Origin of the sequence: Acidovorax sp. 107 (genome assembly GCF_003058055.1) — a bacterium.
Lineage (GTDB): Bacteria > Pseudomonadota > Gammaproteobacteria > Burkholderiales > Burkholderiaceae_C > Acidovorax.
Window position 1 is genome coordinate 4,467,782 of sequence record NZ_QBTZ01000001.1, and the last position, 15,620, is coordinate 4,483,401.

The window sequence follows — 15,620 nt, forward strand, 5'->3', positions numbered from 1 at the left end:
CCACCCCCTGCGACAGCGGCCGCTGCAGCTTGCATCGGGCATCATCGGTGCATGACCGCCTGGATCGATACCCACTGCCACCTCGACGCCCCCGAGTTCGATGCCGACCGCGGCGCCGTCCGCACCCGGGCGGCGGCGCAAGGCGTTTGCCATTGCGTGATCCCGGCGGTGGAGCGCAGCAACTGGGACACCGTGCGGGCGCTGGCGCACCAGCATGGGGACAGCTATGCGCTGGGCATTCATCCCCTCTACACAGGGCGCGCCGAGGAGGAGGACCTGCAGCATCTGGCCCGGTACCTGGAGCAGCACCATGCTGACCCGCGCCTGGTGGCGATTGGCGAGATTGGTCTCGATTATTTTGTGCCGGGCCTCGACCCGGTGCGCCAGGAGCGGTTTTACCGCGCGCAGCTGCAGCTGGCCCGGCGGTTTGACCTGCCGGTGATCCTGCATGTGCGACGCTCTGCCGACAAGCTGCTCAAAGGCCTGCGGGATGTGCCGGTGCGCGGTGGCATCGCCCATGCTTTCAATGGCAGCCTGCAGCAGGCGCAGGCGTTCATTGGCCTGGGCTTCAAGCTGGGATTTGGCGGTGCGGTGACCTATGACCGCGCCCTGCAGCTGCGCCGCCTGGCCACCGAACTTCCCGGCGACGCCCTGGTGCTGGAGACCGACGCACCCGACATTCCACCCCACTGGCTTTACACCACCGCCGCAGAGCGCGCTGCCGGGCAGCCCCAGGGCCGCAACAGCCCGGGGGAGCTACCCGGCATTGCGGCCGTGGTGGCCCAGTTGCGCGGCGAGTCTGTGCCGGCGCTGGCTGGCAGCACCAGGGCCAATGCCTTGGCCGCGTTGCCCCGGCTGGAGAGTCTGCTGGCAGACGCGCGGCCATCGCAGGGCGGATGAGAGACCGACAAGAAAGATGAATGGGGAGAAATTTGAGAGCTTGATGCCCTGTGGCAAAGGGCCGACAGCTATCTTTTTTGGTCCGCCAGACGGGGCTGACGGTCCTTTGGGGCCAAAATTGCCCCATGTCCCCAGCCCCTGTTGCAGCCGGCCCCTCTTTGGCCTCCACCCCTGACGCCTCCGGTCCGTCCGCGCGCTGGCTGGGCCTGCCGCCGGTAGCAGGTGCGCGCACCGTGGTGCTGGTGCTGGGCAGTTTTCCGGGGGCTGCGTCATTGCAAGCCCGCCAGTACTACGCGCACCCCCAGAACCACTTCTGGAAGATCCTGCAGGCCTTGTGGCCCCAGCATCCCTTGCCCCCAGCGGGGCAGGATGGCTATGCGGACCGCTGCGCCTGGCTGCTGGATCGCGGCCTGGGGCTGTGGGACGTGTACCAGAGCTGCGAGCGCGAGGGCAGCCTGGACACCAGCATCCGCAATGCCCGGCTCAACGACTTTGCCGCGCTGCGCAGCGTGTGCCCCCAGCTGGCTGCGCTGGCGCACAACGGTGCGGAGAGTTTCCGGCACGCGCCGGCGGCGCTTGCCGCGCTGGGTGCCGCCGGGCAGCCGACGCTCTTGCCGCATGATGTGGGGAAGTCAGGCGCACGGCCCATTGAGGCCGTGCGCCTGCCATCGACCAGCCCGGCCAACGCCTCCTGGAGTTTTGAACGTAAATTGACCGCCTGGGCCGATGTGATGGCCCGGCACGGATTGCTGTGAATGGCCCGTAAAAAAGAAACCTTGCAAGAACTGCCCGAAGTCAGCGTGTCTGACGACGGCGAAGTGCGCCACCTGCACCTGGGTACACCCTGGATACAGGGCTCCATGCGCATCGACGAGCCCTTTGCCCTGGAGCTGGAATACGTGCAGCGCATGATGGCCTGGCTGCTGTTCGCTGACCTGGCGCAGGTGTCCAAGGGCCATGCCATGCAGCTGGGCCTGGGGGCTGGTGCCATCACCAAGTTCTGCCACAAAAAGCTGCGCATCTGCGCCACCGCCATTGAGTTGAACCCGCAGGTGCTCGCTGTGTGCCGCCAGTGGTTCAAGCTGCCGCCCGACGGCCCCAAACTGCGCGTGGTGCTGGCCGATGCGGCCAAGGAGATCCAGAACCCCATGTGGCTGGGCACGGTGGATGCGCTGGCCGTAGACCTGTACGACCACGAGGCTGCGGCCCCCGTGCTCGACAGCCCCGACTTTTATGCCGACTGCCGCGCGCTGCTCACGGAGACGGGCTGCATGACCGTGAACCTGTTTGGCCGCGCGTCGAGCTTTGACCGCAGCCTGCAGAGCATGGCGCAGGCGTTTGGCGACGATGCGCTGTGGGCGTTCAAGCCCACACGCGAAGGCAACACGGTGGTGCTGGCGCAGCGCACACCCACGCGGCCCAAGCGCGCGGAGCTGGCCGAAAAGGCCGAGGCAATCCAGGCGCGCTGGGACCTGCCCACTTCCAAATGGCTGCGGGTGTTCAAGCCCGTGAAGCCCTGAAAGGAATCTTGCAATGAATGCTTCTGCCCTGACGCCTGACCGGTTGAAATCGGCTTCGCACGTCGGCCCGGTGGACTGGCGCCGCATGGTCCAGTGGCTCAGCGATGACAAGGTGATCTCGCGCGAGGAAGCGCAGCGCACCGTGGCCCGTTGTTCGCAGGCCGAGAGCTCCCAGCACGCCCTGGTGCGCCTGGCCAGTGTGGCCATGGAGCGTGCCAGCGACGGCAAGCCGCTCGACATCGAGGCGCTGTCCGAGTATCTGGCGCAGCGCGCGGGCCTGGCCTACATGCGCATCGACCCGCTCAAGGTCGATGTGGGCCGCGTGGCCGACTCCATGAGTGCCACCTACGCGGAGCGCCACAAGGTGCTGCCTGTGCAGGTGACCAGCAAGGAGGTGGTGGTGGCCACGGCCGAGCCTTTCATCGACGACTGGGTGGCCGAGGTGGAGCGGCAGTCCCGCCGCTCGGTGCGCAGGGTGGTGGCGAACCCGCAGGACATCCACCGCTTCACGGCCGAATTTTTTGCGCTCGCCAAGTCGGTGCGTGCGGCGCAGAAGGCCGGAGGAAGTTCGGGTGGCAACAGCTTTGAACAGCTGGTGGAGTTGGGCAAGAGCAACAAGCAGCTTGACGCCAACGACCAAGGCGTGGTCAAGGTGGTGGACTGGCTCTGGCAGTACGCGTTTGACCAGCGTGCCAGCGACATCCACCTGGAGCCGCGCCGCGACCAGGGTGTGATCCGTTTTCGCATCGATGGTGTGCTGCACCCGGTGTACCAGATGCCCATGGGCGTGCACAACGCGATGGTGGCGCGCATCAAACTGCTGGGCCGCATCGACGTGGTCGAGAAGCGCCGCCCGCAGGACGGTCGCATCAAGACCCGCAACCAGCGGGGCGAAGAGGTGGAAATGCGCCTGTCCACCTTGCCCACTGCGTTTGGCGAAAAGATGGTCATGCGCATCTTTGACCCCGACAACGCGGTCAAGGACCTGGACGCCCTGGGCTTTGCGCAGCACGATGCACAGCGCTGGGAGGCGCTGGTGCAGCGCCCGCACGGCATCATCCTGGTGACCGGGCCCACGGGCTCGGGCAAGACGACCACGCTGTATTCCACCCTCAAGCGCGTGGCGACCGAAGAGGTCAACGTGAGCACGGTGGAGGACCCGATCGAAATGATCGAGCCCAGCTTCAACCAGACCCAGGTACAGCCGCAGCTCGACTTCAACTTTGCCGAAGGCCTGCGCGCCCTGATGCGGCAGGACCCCGACATCATCATGGTGGGCGAAATCCGCGACCTGGAGACCGCCGAGATGGCCATCCAAGCCGCGCTGACGGGCCACCTGGTGTTCTCGACCCTGCACACAAACGATGCACCCAGCGCCATCACCCGCATGATGGAGCTGGGCGTGCCCTCGTACCTCCTCAACGCGACCTTGCTGGGCGTGCTCGCACAGCGGCTGGTGCGTACGCTGTGCAAGCAGTGCAAGCAGAAGGACGAGACTGCGAGCCGCGATGCCCTGGCCGAGGTGGTCAAGCCCTGGAAGATCAATGGCAGTTATCACCCCTACAAGCCGGTCGGTTGCGTGGATTGCCGGATGGGAGGCTTTCGAGGCCGCATGGGGCTGTATGAACTGCTCACCGTCAGCGAGGCGCTGAAGGACAAGATCACACAGGCGCCTTCCATTGATGTGCTGCGCCGCCAGGCCGTGCAAGATGGCATGCGCCCCCTGCGCCTCGCAGGCGCGCTGCGAGTGGCCGAAGGCCTGACGACGATGGACGAGGTGATAGCGGCGACACCGCCGCTGGAGTGAGCGCAGCAGCGGGCGGGGTTGCGATGGTTGCAACCTGCTTTTTTCGTCCCTTTTTTGTTTCTGAGACGGTCTTCTGGGTGGCGTGCACCGCAGCCAGGCGGGGCAGGGCGTTACCGGATGTAGGTGGAATCCACATCGCGCTGCCCCCGCCTAGCCAGCACAATCGCGCAGTCGAGAATTCCGTCAAGGAGACAATTCGTGAAAATCAAGAGTAACAAAGACTTTGCGTCCGGGCTCATGTTCATGGGCGTCGGTATCGCATTTGCGTGGGGTGCCACCACCTACAACGTGGGGTCGGGTGCGCGCATGGGGCCCGGCTACTTCCCGCTGTTGCTGGGGATCTTGCTCGCCGTCATCGGCAGTGTGATCACCTTCAAGGCAATGACCGTGGAAACGGCCGATGGCGACAAGATCGGCAAATGGGCCTGGAAGCCCCTGTTCTTCATCCTCGCCGCCAACTTCGCCTTCGGCATTCTGCTGGGCGGCCTGCCAAGCCTGGGTATCCCGGCGATGGGGCTCATCGTGGGCATCTACGCGCTGACCTTCATCTCCAGCTTGGCTGGCAATGAGTTCAATGCCAAGGCTGTATTCGTACTGGCCACCGTACTTGCCGCCGGCAGCTACGTGGCCTTCGTGTGGGCGCTCAAGCTGCAGTTCCCTGTGTGGCCGAGTTTCATCGCAGGTTAAGCAGGAGCACCAACCATGGATCTTATTAACAACTTGTCGTTGGGTTTTGGTGTTGCTTTCACCTTCCAGAACCTGATTTACTGCTTTGTGGGCTGCTTGCTCGGCACGCTGATTGGCGTGCTGCCCGGCATCGGCCCGGTGGCGACCATCGCCATGCTGCTGCCCGCCACGTACGCGCTGCCCCCTGTGGCTGCGCTGATCATGCTGGCCGGTATCTATTACGGCGCCCAGTACGGTGGCTCGACCACCGCCATTCTGGTGAACCTGCCGGGCGAGTCCTCGTCGGTGGTGACCGTGATTGACGGCTACCAGATGGCGCGCAAGGGGCGAGCGGGGCCTGCGCTGGCGGCTGCCGGCCTGGGGTCGTTCTTCGCCGGTTGCGTGGGTACGCTGATCCTGGCGGCCTTTGCACCTCCCTTGACCGAAGTGGCCTTCAAGTTCGGCCCCGCTGAATACTTCTCGCTGATGGTGCTGGGCCTGATCGGTGCCGTGGTGCTGGCCTCGGGTTCGCTGCTCAAGGCGGTGGCCATGATCGTGCTGGGCCTGCTGATGGGCTTGGTGGGTACGGACGTGAACTCGGGTGTGGCCCGCTTCAGCTTCGACATCCCCGAACTGACCGACGGCATTGGCTTCGTGACCATCGCCATGGGTGTGTTCGGCTACGGTGAAATCATTGCCAACCTGTCGCGCCCTGACGAAGACCGCGAGGTGTTCACTGCCAAGGTGCAGGGGCTGTTCCCCACCAAGGAAGACTTCAAGCGCATGATCCCTGCGGTGCTGCGCGGCACGGCCCTGGGTTCTGCCCTCGGCATCCTGCCCGGTGGCGGCGCACTGCTGGCAGCGTTCGCGGCCTACACGGTCGAGAAGAAGACCAAGCTGCAGCCTGGCGAAGTGCCTTTCGGCCAGGGCAACATCCGTGGCGTGGCGTCGCCTGAGTCGGCCAACAATGCCGGTTCGCAGACTTCGTTCATCCCGCTGCTGACTCTGGGCATTCCCCCCAACGCCGTGATGGCGCTGATGGTGGGTGCCATGACCATCCACAACATCCAGCCTGGTCCCCAGGTGATGACCAGCAACCCCGAACTGTTCTGGGGCCTGATCGCCTCGATGTGGATCGGCAATGCGATGCTGGTGATCCTGAACCTGCCGCTGATTGGCATCTGGATCAAGCTGCTCACGGTGCCTTACCGCTGGCTGTATCCGTCCATCGTGCTGTTCTGCGCGGTGGGTGTGTATTCCACCAACAACAACACCTTCGACATCTGGATGGTGGGTGCGTTCGGCCTGATTGGCTACATCTTCCACAAGCTGGGTACCGAACCTGCGCCTCTGCTGCTGGGCTTCATCCTGGGGCCGATGATGGAAGAAAACCTGCGCCGTGCGCTGCTGCTGTCGCGTGGCGACTGGAGTGTGTTCGTCACGCGTCCGCTGTCGGCAGGCCTGCTGGCGGCAGCGGCCCTGCTGCTCGTCATCGTGCTGCTGCCAGCCGTGAAGAGCAAGCGCGAAGAGGCGTTCGTGGAAGACTGATCGGCTCCGGCTGTTTTTCCACCCTGACCAACGGCACCTTCGGGTGCCGTTGTTTTTTGGGCAGTGGCGTCCACATGGCACTGCCGTCGCCAGTACACAATCGCGGGCAGAGGTCCGCATGTCCACACCCTTTCTCCCCACGCAGCACCCCCACCGGGTGATGCTGCACAACGAAATCCACGCCCGCCCTCCGGAGGCGATGAACGCCCCGCTGGCCATCGCCCACATCGTGATGTTGGCCGATGCCGCCGGACGCGAGGCCAGCCGGGCCCATGTGACCGCACTGCTGCGTGATCACCACATGGCGCTGCCCGATGCACAGACCACCCACTTGCGGATGGATTTGGGCGCTTTTCGCCTGCGCTGGGAGCTACACACCGAGTTCGTCACCTGGACCTTCATGGTCCCGACGCCCGTGGAGGCGTTTGGCGAGCGCGAACCCGCGAGCGCCGTGGATTCTGTGCCCCACGACTGGCTGGCGACCTTGCCCGGCCAGTGCCTTTGCAGCCTGAACCTGTGGGTGTTGCCCACGCACACCTTCGGCTCGGGCTCTCTGGTCAAGCATGTGCTGCACGAAGACACGCTGGTGGCGTCCACCGTGGCGGATGGGCATGGCGAGGTGTACACCGACTTTGCGATCCATGCGGACGGTTTCTCGCGCATGGTGTTGCTGGCGGGGGGCATGACGCCGAGGCGCCTGGGGCGCTTGGTACAGCGGCTGCTGGAGATCGAGACCTACCGCATGGCGGCTTTGCTGGGACTGCCCGCCGCCCGCGAGGCCGCCAGCGTACTGGCCTTTGCCGAGCGAGAACTGGCCGCCCTGGCCGAGGCCATCCGCACGGCCAACCGCGATGACGAGCCTGCCTTGCTCGACCGGCTGACGCGCCTGGCGGGGCAGGTGGAAAGCCAATATGCAGCCACGCATTCGCGCTTTTCGGCCAGCAGCGCCTACTTTGAATTGCTGGATCGGCGCATCCAGGACGTTGCCGAATCGCGCCTGGCGGGCATGCAGACCATCCGGGAGTTCATGGACCGGCGCCTGACCCCCGCGCGCAGCACCTGCGAATGGGCCACCCGGCGGCAGGATGCGCTGTCGCAACGCGTGTCGCGCATGAGCAACCTGTTGCGCACCCGGGTGGAGATCGAGCAGCAGCAAAGCAGCCAGGCGTTGCTGACGACCATGAACCACCGGCAGGACCTGCAGCTGCAAATGCAGTCCACGGTGGAAGGGCTGTCCGTGGCGGCCATCACCTATTACATCGTCGGGCTCGTCAGCTACCTGGCCAAGGGCGCGCAAAAGCTGGGGTGGCCGTTGTCCGCAGAGACCACGGCAGCCCTGGCGATTCCGGTGGTTGCGGCCGGGGTCTGGTGGTCATTGCGGCGTCTGCATCAGCGGGTGTTTCACAAACACCGCTGAGACTGTGCGTCCGGTGATTCGGCAGGCAGGACAGGAGCGGCTTCAGCCCGGCTGCCATCGCTGATGAAGGGGGCGCCCGCGCAGAGGTTCGATGGCCTCGACGGCCCTGTCGTGCCACACTTGGTTCGAGCCTTCCGGCGGTACCGGGTGGGCAGACACTACCGCGGGCGCCTCGCGCCCCTCTCTAGCGTGACCACTGAAAAAAAGAGCATTGCCTCCGGCCTTGTGCTGGCATTCCTGGGCTCCATCGCATTCAGCGGCAAGGCCATCATCGTCAAGCTCGCCTACCGCCATGGGGTGGACGCGGTCACGCTCATCATGTACCGCATGCTGTTTGCGCTGCCCATCTTTGCCGTGATGGCATGGTGGGCCAGCCGGGGCAAGCCACCGCTCACACGCAAGGACTGGCTGGGCGTGCTGGGCCTGGGCGTCACCGGGTACTACCTGGCGAGTTTTCTGGACTTTGCCGGGCTGGCCTACATCAGCGCCAGCCTGGAGCGCCTCATCCTGTACCTCAACCCCACGCTCGTCGTGCTGCTGGGCTGGCTGCTGTATGGGCGGGGCATCCGCTGGGCACAGGCCGCAGGCATGCTGGTGAGCTACAGCGGGGTGGTGCTGGTGTTCGGGCACGAGGCCAACCTGCAGGGCGCCAACGCCGCCTGGGGTACGTTGCTGGTGTTTCTGAGCGCAGTCAGCTATGCCATTTACCTGGTCTACAGCGGCGAGATGGTGCAGCGCCTCGGTTCGCTGCGGTTGGTGGGGCTGGCCACCACGGTGGCGTGCCTGTGCTGCCTGCTGCAGTTTGTGGTGCTGCGCCCGTTGAGTGCTGCGGTGGTGGCCCCGGAGGTGATCTGGTTGTCGGTGCTCAATGCGACCCTTTGCACGGCGGCGCCCGTGCTGATGGTGATGATGGCCATTGAGCGCATTGGCGCGGGCATGGCCGCACAGACGGGCATGGTGGGCCCGTTGTCCACCATCCTCATGGGTGTGTGGATTTTGGGCGAACCGTTCACGGTATGGGTGGCAGCGGGTACGGTGCTGGTGATGGCAGGCATTTTCATCTTCACCCGCATGGCGCGCAGGGCCTGAGCGTCGTCGCCCTCACCCGATAGCGGCACATGCCAAGCCGCGAGCCTCCATGCACCCAGGGGCCGTGTGCGTCAGCAGACGGGGGCAGACGCCTGGCGTGTTCTACGAGGTCTTTTTCCGGGGTGCTGCCTTGCGGGCTGGTGCCTCTGGCGGTGCTGCGGGAGACGGAGCCGCCGCCGCTGCGGGGGCAGCCTTGGGGCTCATGCGCTGGGCGACTGTCACGGGAGCCGTCCCGGTGAAGCCATCGAGGTTTTTGCCCATGGCCAGTTCCAACTGCTCCAGGCGTGCCTGTGCAGGGGGGTGCGTGGCCAGTGCCAACGTGAAGGCAGGGTTGTCCGGCGTGGCGGTGCGCAGGTGCTGCAGCACCGACACCAGTCCGTAGGGGTCAAACCCCGCGCGGGTGGCCAGGGCCACGCCCGTGCGGTCGGCATCGTACTCATCGGTCTGGTCCAGGCCACGCGCATACAGGTTGCGCCCCAGTGCCAAGAACTGCGAGGCCACCACGTTGCCCACGGCGCTGGTCTTGATCTGCGAGGCCACCAACTGCGTGAGCATGCCCGACTGCGCCGTCTTGCGAATGGCCAGCAGGTGGTGCTTGGCGGTGACATGGGTGATTTCGTGGGCCAGGATGCCCGCCAACTCGGCCTCGTCGGCGCAGCGGTCGATCAGACCCTTGGTCACGAACACATAACCACCTGGCGCCGCAAAGGCGTTGTAGCCCGGGTCGTCCAGCACCACAAAAGTCCATGGCAGGTTGGGGCGTGGTGACTGCAGGCTGATCCAGCGCCCAAGCTGGTTCACATACCGCTGCAGCGCCATGTCCGGGTGCAGCGGCTTGCTGCCCAGCAGCACGGCCGAGAGTTGGCGGCCTATCTCGATCTCGCGGGGCTCGTCAATGCTCTCGACCGAGCGGGTGAGCATGCTGATGAGGTCATCCCCCTGGCCTGCGGGAGCGCCCCCTCCGGTGATGGCGCCCAGCAGGCCGCCGCCCGTGTTGCTGGTGGTGCTGCCACCGCCTAGGGCGTTGAGCAGGTTCATGACCCCCTGGCTCTGCCCCTGGCTGGGCAGCAGGGTCAGGGCCAGAGCGGTGCAGGCCGTTGCAAACAGCCGGATGCGGGGGGGGGAATGGGGCAGGCGCATGGCAGCTCTCGCTCAGTTGGGGCTGAAATTGGGATCAGAGGGGTTGTTGGACGAGCCTGTTGCCCCCGATCCGCCACTGGAGGAGGGGCGGGGCGGCTCGGCCAGCGGGGCCACGTTGCGTGGCTGCAGCGCTGCATTGCTGGCGAACTGGCGGGCCTGGTCGGCATTGACGCGCAGGCCCTCAGCCTGGCTCACGGCTGCGGGGTTGGGTTGGGCCTTGGCGATGTCTTCGGCGCCCAGACCCCGGATACCCACGGTAGAGGTGGCCGTGGTGGTGGTGCCGCTGTTGCCGCCAAACAGGCTGCCCAGGCCGCGCATGCCGCTGGTGGCCGCATTGCCCGTGGCGGGCGCGGAGCCCGACTGGGGCCCGAGGTCGAACATGTGAACCCAGCCAGTGGCGCCTTGCGCAGTGCTGACCTTGGTCCAGGGGCCCTTGCGCTCGCTTGTGCGCGTGACCACGGCATTGGCCTCCAAGGGCGCCACGCTGGCGCCGCTTTCTGCGGGGGTGTCGCGCAGCTGGGTGGCGCGTTTGATCACGGCCGCTTCCTGCGCCTGTGCGGTGGTGGCAAACAGTGGCAGTAGGGCCATCGCGGCCGATGCCAGCCAAGGGGCCAGGGCTTTGCAGTGCAGCCGGTTCATGATGAAGCTCTCCCACTATGATTTGATGACGCGCACTTGTATCAGTGTGCAACCAGGAGATTGTTATGGATTTGGGTATTGCAGGCAAATGGGCGCTGGTGTGCGGCGCGAGCAAGGGGCTGGGTTATGGCTGCGCGCAGGCGCTCGTGCGAGAGGGTGTCAATGTGGTCATCAACGCCCGCAACGCAGAGGCGCTGCATCAGGCTGCTACTCGTTTGATAGCTGACGGTGCAAGCAACACCGGCACTAGGGGCCAAAATGGCGTCCAGCCGCAGGTGCTGGCAGTGGCGGCCGACATCACCACCCCAGAGGGACGCGCAGCGGTGTTCTCGGTGGCGGGCGGCCCGGGGCGGGACTTTGACATCGTGGTCACCAACGCAGGCGGCCCTCCCACCGGCGACTTCCGCGACTGGAACCGCGATGCCTGGATCAAGGCCGTGGACGCCAACATGCTGACTCCCATCGAGTTGATCCAGGCCACTGTGGATGGCATGGCTGCCCGTGGGTTTGGCCGCATCGTCAACATCACGTCGAGCGCCGTGAAGGCACCCATCGACATCCTGGGCCTGTCCAACGGCGCGCGCAGCGGTCTCACGGGGTTTGTGGCGGGCGTATCGCGCAGCAAGATTGCGGCGCGCGGGGTGACCATCAATAACCTGCTGCCCGGCAAGTTTGACACCGACCGCCTGGCCGCCACCGTGACGGCGGCGGCCAGCAAGGCGGGCAAGAGTGTTGAGGACTTGCGTGCTGCCCAGCAGGCGCAGATTCCGGCGGGACGCTATGGCACGGCCGAAGAATTTGGCGCCATCTGCGCCTTCCTGTGCAGCATGCAGGCAGGCTACATGACCGGCCAGAACGTGCTGGCCGACGGTGGTGCCTACCCTGGCACGTTCTGACGCCGGCCGGGCTGTGCGCTGCGCTGGCGCAGAGCCCCCGCAGGCCAGGGATGCACCCGTGGTGTTTTGCCGACAGCTTTACCGGCGCGCTGAATAATTGGTGGAATACTGCGGGCCAGCGCCCGCTACTGTCCGCCGCCATGTACCCTGCCCACACCCCCTTTCTGCTGCGCCTGAAACGCCACGCTGCACTGTTGTGCATGGCGCTGGGGGCATGGGGTGCCGCGCAGGCTGCCGATCCGGTCAACACGCCCGGCGCGGGTGCCACTGCGGCGGTTCCTTACCGCTTGCGCATCGTGGGGGGGCTGGCGGGCATCAGCCAGTACAACCGGCAGGAAGAGCCCTTCTGGACCAAAGAGCTGGCGCGCCTGAGCGCCGGGCGCTTCCAGGCCGAGATCGTGCCCTTTGACCGGGCGGGCGTGCCCGGCGCCGAAATGCTGCGGCTGTTGCAACTGGGCGTGGTGCCTTTTGGCACGACCCTCATGAGTTCGTTCACCGCGCAATACCCCGAATACACCGCGCCCGACCTGGCCGGGCTGAACCCCGACATCGCCACCCTCAAGACCACGCTGGCTGCGTTTCGTCCCTATCTCGAAAAAGCGCTGCGTGAACAACACGGCGTCGAGGCGCTGGCCATCTACGTGTACCCCGCGCAAGTAGTTTTCTGCAAGAAGCCGCTGCGTGCATTGGCCGAACTGACCGGCCGGCGCGTGCGTGTGTCGTCGGCCACCCAGGCCGATTTTGTGGGAGCCCTGGGCGGGGTGCCCGTGCTGACCAGCTTTGCGCAGATCGTGCCGAGCTTGACGGCGGGCAATACCGAATGTGCGATCACCGGCACCATGTCGGGCAACATGCTTGGCCTGCCCGCGCTCACCACCCACGTGCACACCCTGCCGGTCACCTGGGGGCTCGCTGTGTTCGGTGCCAACCAGGCCGCCTGGGCTGCGCTGCCGGCCGATCTGCGCACGCTGCTCAAGCGCGAGCTGCCCCGCCTGGAGGCCGCCATCTGGGCCGAATCCGAACGCGAAACCGCGGACGGCCTGGCTTGCAACCGGGGCGCGCCCACCTGCAGCGCCGGCACCAAGGGCAGCATGGTCGTGGTGTCCGCATCCTCCCAGGATGAGCGCAGCCGCCAGGAGATCCTTCAATCCACCGTGTTGCCGCGCTGGGTGCAGCGCTGCGGCGCCCGGTGCGCACAGGTCTGGAACCAGACCATCGGGCCGGCGCGTGGTCTGCAGGCAGCGCCTGCGAAATGACCGAGTCCGCTGCACCCTCGCGCATCAAGGCCTATGTCTGGGCGGGCGCCGCAGTGTTTGTGGCGGCTGTGGTGGTGGTGGCTGCCACCCTGGCATGGAACGCCCGCCAGGCCGCGCTGGCCGACAGCGAGGCGCAGGCCACGCGCTTCGTTGCAGGAGCAGAAGCCGCCCTCAACCGGTCGCTGCTGGCGGTGGATGTGCTGCTGGCCAGCATGGACGAGCTGCTCGGCCTGTCCCATGCCATGACCGCTTGGGTGGACCCCGAAACGGCCAGCCAGCGGCTGCGTGGGTCGGCCCGGCAGAACCTCATGGTGCGCTACGTGGCGGTGCTCGACGGCACAGGCAAGACCCTGGCATCGTCCGACCCGGCCGGCGGGGGCCTGCTGGTGCAGTTGCCCGCGGGTTTTCTGGAGGCCGTGCTCGAGCAACCGGTGTCCACCCTGATGGTCAGCGCGCCGGTGGTGAGCTTTGCCAGCTCCGAGCGGGTGCTGTACTTTGCGCGCCACCTGCGCATGGCCGACAGCTCGCGCGTGGTGGTGGTGGCCGAGCTGCCGGTGTCCGTGCTCAGCTCGGTGCTGGTGCAGGGCGTGGACATCAATGGCCTGCAGGTGACGCTGGAGCGAGCCAACGGGCTGCTGCTGCTCAGCGTGCCCAACCGCGAAGACGTGACCGCGCCCCTCCTCGCGCCGCCCATTGGTGACCTGGCGAACCAGGGCATGGCCTGGGAGGCCCCCGCACGCCTGACGGGCGAACCTTCGCTCGTGGTGTTCCGGCCCATCCTGTACCAAGACCTGCGCATCGCGGCCAGCATTCCGCTGAGCGCGGCGTTGGCCAACTGGCGCGACCAGCGCGACGCCATTGCGCTGACCACCTTGCTGTTCATTGCCATGATCTTGGCCGCAGGGGTGCTGGCACTGCGGTATGTGGACCGGATGTCGCAGGCCCGCCTGGCCATCGCGCAGTCCAAGGCCACGCTGGACCAGGCGCTGGAGTCCATGGTCAGCGGCTTCTTGCTGCTCGACAACCAGCAGCGCGTGGTGCAGTGGAACCTCCAGCTGGAGACCATTCTCCCGTGGCTGCGGGGCGTGATGAAGCCGCTGGTGCCGTTCAGGACGGTGCTGGAGGCCACGGTGGAGCACCATGTGCCCAGCCTGCAGGGCGACGAGCGCAAACGCTGGGTAAACCAGCGCCTGCAGCGGCAAAAGCACCAGTCCGAGCCACGCGAGCAGTCCTACGCCAACGGCAGCACCATCCAGATCACCGAACGCGCCACGCCCGATGGAGGGCTGGTTATCAGCTACCACGACGTGACCGCGTTGCGCAAGGCCAGCACCGAGATCGAGAGCCTGGCCTTCTACGACCCGTTGACCAACCTGCCCAACCGCCGCCTGCTGATGGACCGCATGCAGCAGGCCATCGCTGCCAGCGTGCGCAGCGGGCAGTACGGAGCCCTGCTGTTCCTGGACCTGGACCACTTCAAGACCCTGAACGACACGCGCGGCCACGAAGTGGGCGACATGCTGCTGCGCCAGGTGGCCCAACGCCTGAAGACCTGCGTGCGGCGCGAGGACACGGTGGCGCGGCTGGGGGGCGACGAATTCGTGGTCATGCTCAGCGACCTGTCGGTCCATCGCGACGAGGCTGCGGCCCAAGCGCGGCGGGTGGGCGAGAAGATCCTGCGCAAGCTCAACGTGCCCTACACCCTGGGCGGCAACGCACACCACAGCACGCCCAGCATCGGCGCCACGCTGATGGGCGGCTCCCTGCAATCGTCGGTGGACCTGCTCAAGGAGGCCGACATTGCGATGTACCAGGTCAAGTCGCAGGGGCGCAACGCGCTGTGCTTTTTTGACCCGCAGATGCAGATCGTCATCAGCATGCGGGCGCAGCTGGAGAGCGACCTGCAGATGGCGCTCACGGCGCGGCAGTTCGTGCTGCACTACCAGCCCCAGTTCCACCTGGACGGCCGTGTGGTGGGCGCTGAGGCCCTGATCCGCTGGCAGCACCCCGAGCGCGGGCTGGTCGCGCCCGGCGAATTCATTGGCGTGGCCGAAGAGAGCGAACTCATCGTGCCCATGGGGCACTGGGTGCTGCGCACGGCCTGCGAGCAGCTGGCTGCCTGGCAGGGGGACGAGCGCTACCGGCACCTGCAGGTGTCCGTCAACGTGAGTGCGCGGCAGTTTCGCCAGCGCGACTTCGTGGCCCGCGTGGTGGAGGTGCTGCGCGAGACCGGGGCGCGGCCCCATTTGCTCAAGCTCGAACTGACCGAGTCGCTGGTGCTGGACAATGTGGACGACACCATCGCCAAGATCGGCCTGCTCAAGACCAAGGGGGTGCGCTTCTCGGTAGACGACTTCGGCACCGGCTATTCATCGCTGGCCTACCTCACACGGCTGCCGCTGGACCAGCTCAAGATCGACCAGTCCTTTGTGCACAACCTGGGCGTGCGGCACACGGACGATGTGATCGTGCAGACCATCCTGGGCATGGCGCGCAACCTGGAGCTGGATGTGATTGCCGAAGGGGTGGAAACCGAGGCGCAGAAGGACTTCCTGGCCCGGCACGGCTGCGTGTACTTCCAGGGCTATCTGCTGGGGCGGCCCACCCCCGTGGCTGCGCTGGAGGCGCTGATGGAGTCCGCCGCCGCTGCACCCGTGCAGGGGTGAGCCAAGCACCCAGTTTGCTATATTTTGTATAGCAATAAAGACTCAGAATACCGGCACTACCGCCGGTTTTTTCGGA

Annotated in this window: 13 protein-coding genes; 11 read left to right on the plus strand and 2 right to left on the minus strand. The window is 66.1% G+C overall.

The window, feature by feature from the left end; genetic code table 11:
* The first annotated feature begins 51 nt into the window (after positions 1 to 51).
* The 8 genes from C8C99_RS20855 to C8C99_RS20890 all read left to right on the plus strand — a co-directional run bounded on the left by C8C99_RS20855 (position 52) and on the right by C8C99_RS20890 (position 8,947).
* Positions 52 to 900 (plus strand): TatD family hydrolase, encoded by an 849-nt coding sequence (locus C8C99_RS20855; RefSeq protein WP_108626775.1) that lies wholly within the window; start codon positions 52 to 54, stop codon positions 898 to 900.
* Positions 901 to 1,025: 125 nt separating this feature from the next.
* A complete protein-coding gene (locus tag C8C99_RS20860; RefSeq protein ID WP_233247274.1) occupies positions 1,026 to 1,655 on the plus strand; it encodes a DNA-deoxyinosine glycosylase in 630 nt (209 codons plus the stop codon).
* Positions 1,656 to 2,420 carry a spermidine synthase gene (locus tag C8C99_RS20865; protein ID WP_108626777.1) on the plus strand — a complete coding sequence of 255 codons (765 nt, stop codon included), beginning with the start codon at positions 1,656 to 1,658 and terminating at the stop codon, positions 2,418 to 2,420.
* A gap of 13 nt (positions 2,421 to 2,433) precedes the next feature.
* Positions 2,434 to 4,227 carry a GspE/PulE family protein gene (locus tag C8C99_RS20870; RefSeq protein ID WP_056646569.1) on the plus strand — a complete coding sequence of 598 codons (1,794 nt, stop codon included), beginning with the start codon at positions 2,434 to 2,436 and terminating at the stop codon, positions 4,225 to 4,227.
* Positions 4,228 to 4,425: 198 nt separating this feature from the next.
* A complete protein-coding gene (locus C8C99_RS20875) occupies positions 4,426 to 4,914 on the plus strand; it encodes a tripartite tricarboxylate transporter TctB family protein (RefSeq protein WP_056646567.1) in 489 nt (162 codons plus the stop codon).
* A 15-nt stretch (positions 4,915 to 4,929) separates the two neighbouring features.
* Positions 4,930 to 6,441: a tripartite tricarboxylate transporter permease gene (locus C8C99_RS20880; RefSeq protein WP_056646566.1), complete on the plus strand. Its 1,512-nt coding sequence runs from the start codon at positions 4,930 to 4,932 to the stop codon at positions 6,439 to 6,441.
* A gap of 118 nt (positions 6,442 to 6,559) precedes the next feature.
* Positions 6,560 to 7,858, plus strand: coding sequence for a DUF3422 family protein (locus tag C8C99_RS20885; RefSeq protein WP_108626778.1), 1,299 nt, complete (start codon positions 6,560 to 6,562; stop codon positions 7,856 to 7,858).
* A gap of 189 nt (positions 7,859 to 8,047) precedes the next feature.
* Positions 8,048 to 8,947, plus strand: coding sequence for a DMT family transporter (locus C8C99_RS20890; protein WP_108626779.1), 900 nt, complete (start codon positions 8,048 to 8,050; stop codon positions 8,945 to 8,947).
* 102 nt (positions 8,948 to 9,049) lie between these two features.
* Here the strand turns inward: C8C99_RS20890 and C8C99_RS20895 are convergent, their stop codons facing one another.
* Both C8C99_RS20895 and C8C99_RS20900 read right to left on the minus strand, forming a co-directional pair.
* On the minus strand, positions 9,050 to 10,087 hold the full coding sequence (locus C8C99_RS20895; RefSeq protein WP_108626780.1) for a M48 family metalloprotease: 1,038 nt from the start codon (positions 10,085 to 10,087) through the stop codon (positions 9,050 to 9,052).
* 12 nt (positions 10,088 to 10,099) lie between these two features.
* A complete protein-coding gene (locus tag C8C99_RS20900; RefSeq protein WP_108626781.1) occupies positions 10,100 to 10,726 on the minus strand; it encodes an SH3 domain-containing protein in 627 nt (208 codons plus the stop codon).
* Positions 10,727 to 10,791: 65 nt separating this feature from the next.
* Here C8C99_RS20900 and C8C99_RS20905 point away from each other — a divergent pair, with 65 nt between their 5' ends.
* From C8C99_RS20905 to C8C99_RS20915, 3 genes are all read left to right on the plus strand, one after another.
* Positions 10,792 to 11,622 (plus strand): SDR family oxidoreductase, encoded by an 831-nt coding sequence (locus tag C8C99_RS20905; RefSeq protein WP_108626782.1) that lies wholly within the window; start codon positions 10,792 to 10,794, stop codon positions 11,620 to 11,622.
* A gap of 200 nt (positions 11,623 to 11,822) precedes the next feature.
* On the plus strand, positions 11,823 to 12,878 hold the full coding sequence (locus C8C99_RS20910; RefSeq protein WP_108627256.1) for a TRAP transporter substrate-binding protein: 1,056 nt from the start codon (positions 11,823 to 11,825) through the stop codon (positions 12,876 to 12,878).
* On the plus strand, positions 12,875 to 15,544 hold the full coding sequence (locus C8C99_RS20915; RefSeq protein WP_108626783.1) for an EAL domain-containing protein: 2,670 nt from the start codon (positions 12,875 to 12,877) through the stop codon (positions 15,542 to 15,544). Before C8C99_RS20910 ends, C8C99_RS20915 begins: the two co-directional genes overlap by 4 nt.
* The last annotated feature ends 76 nt before the right edge of the window (positions 15,545 to 15,620 follow it).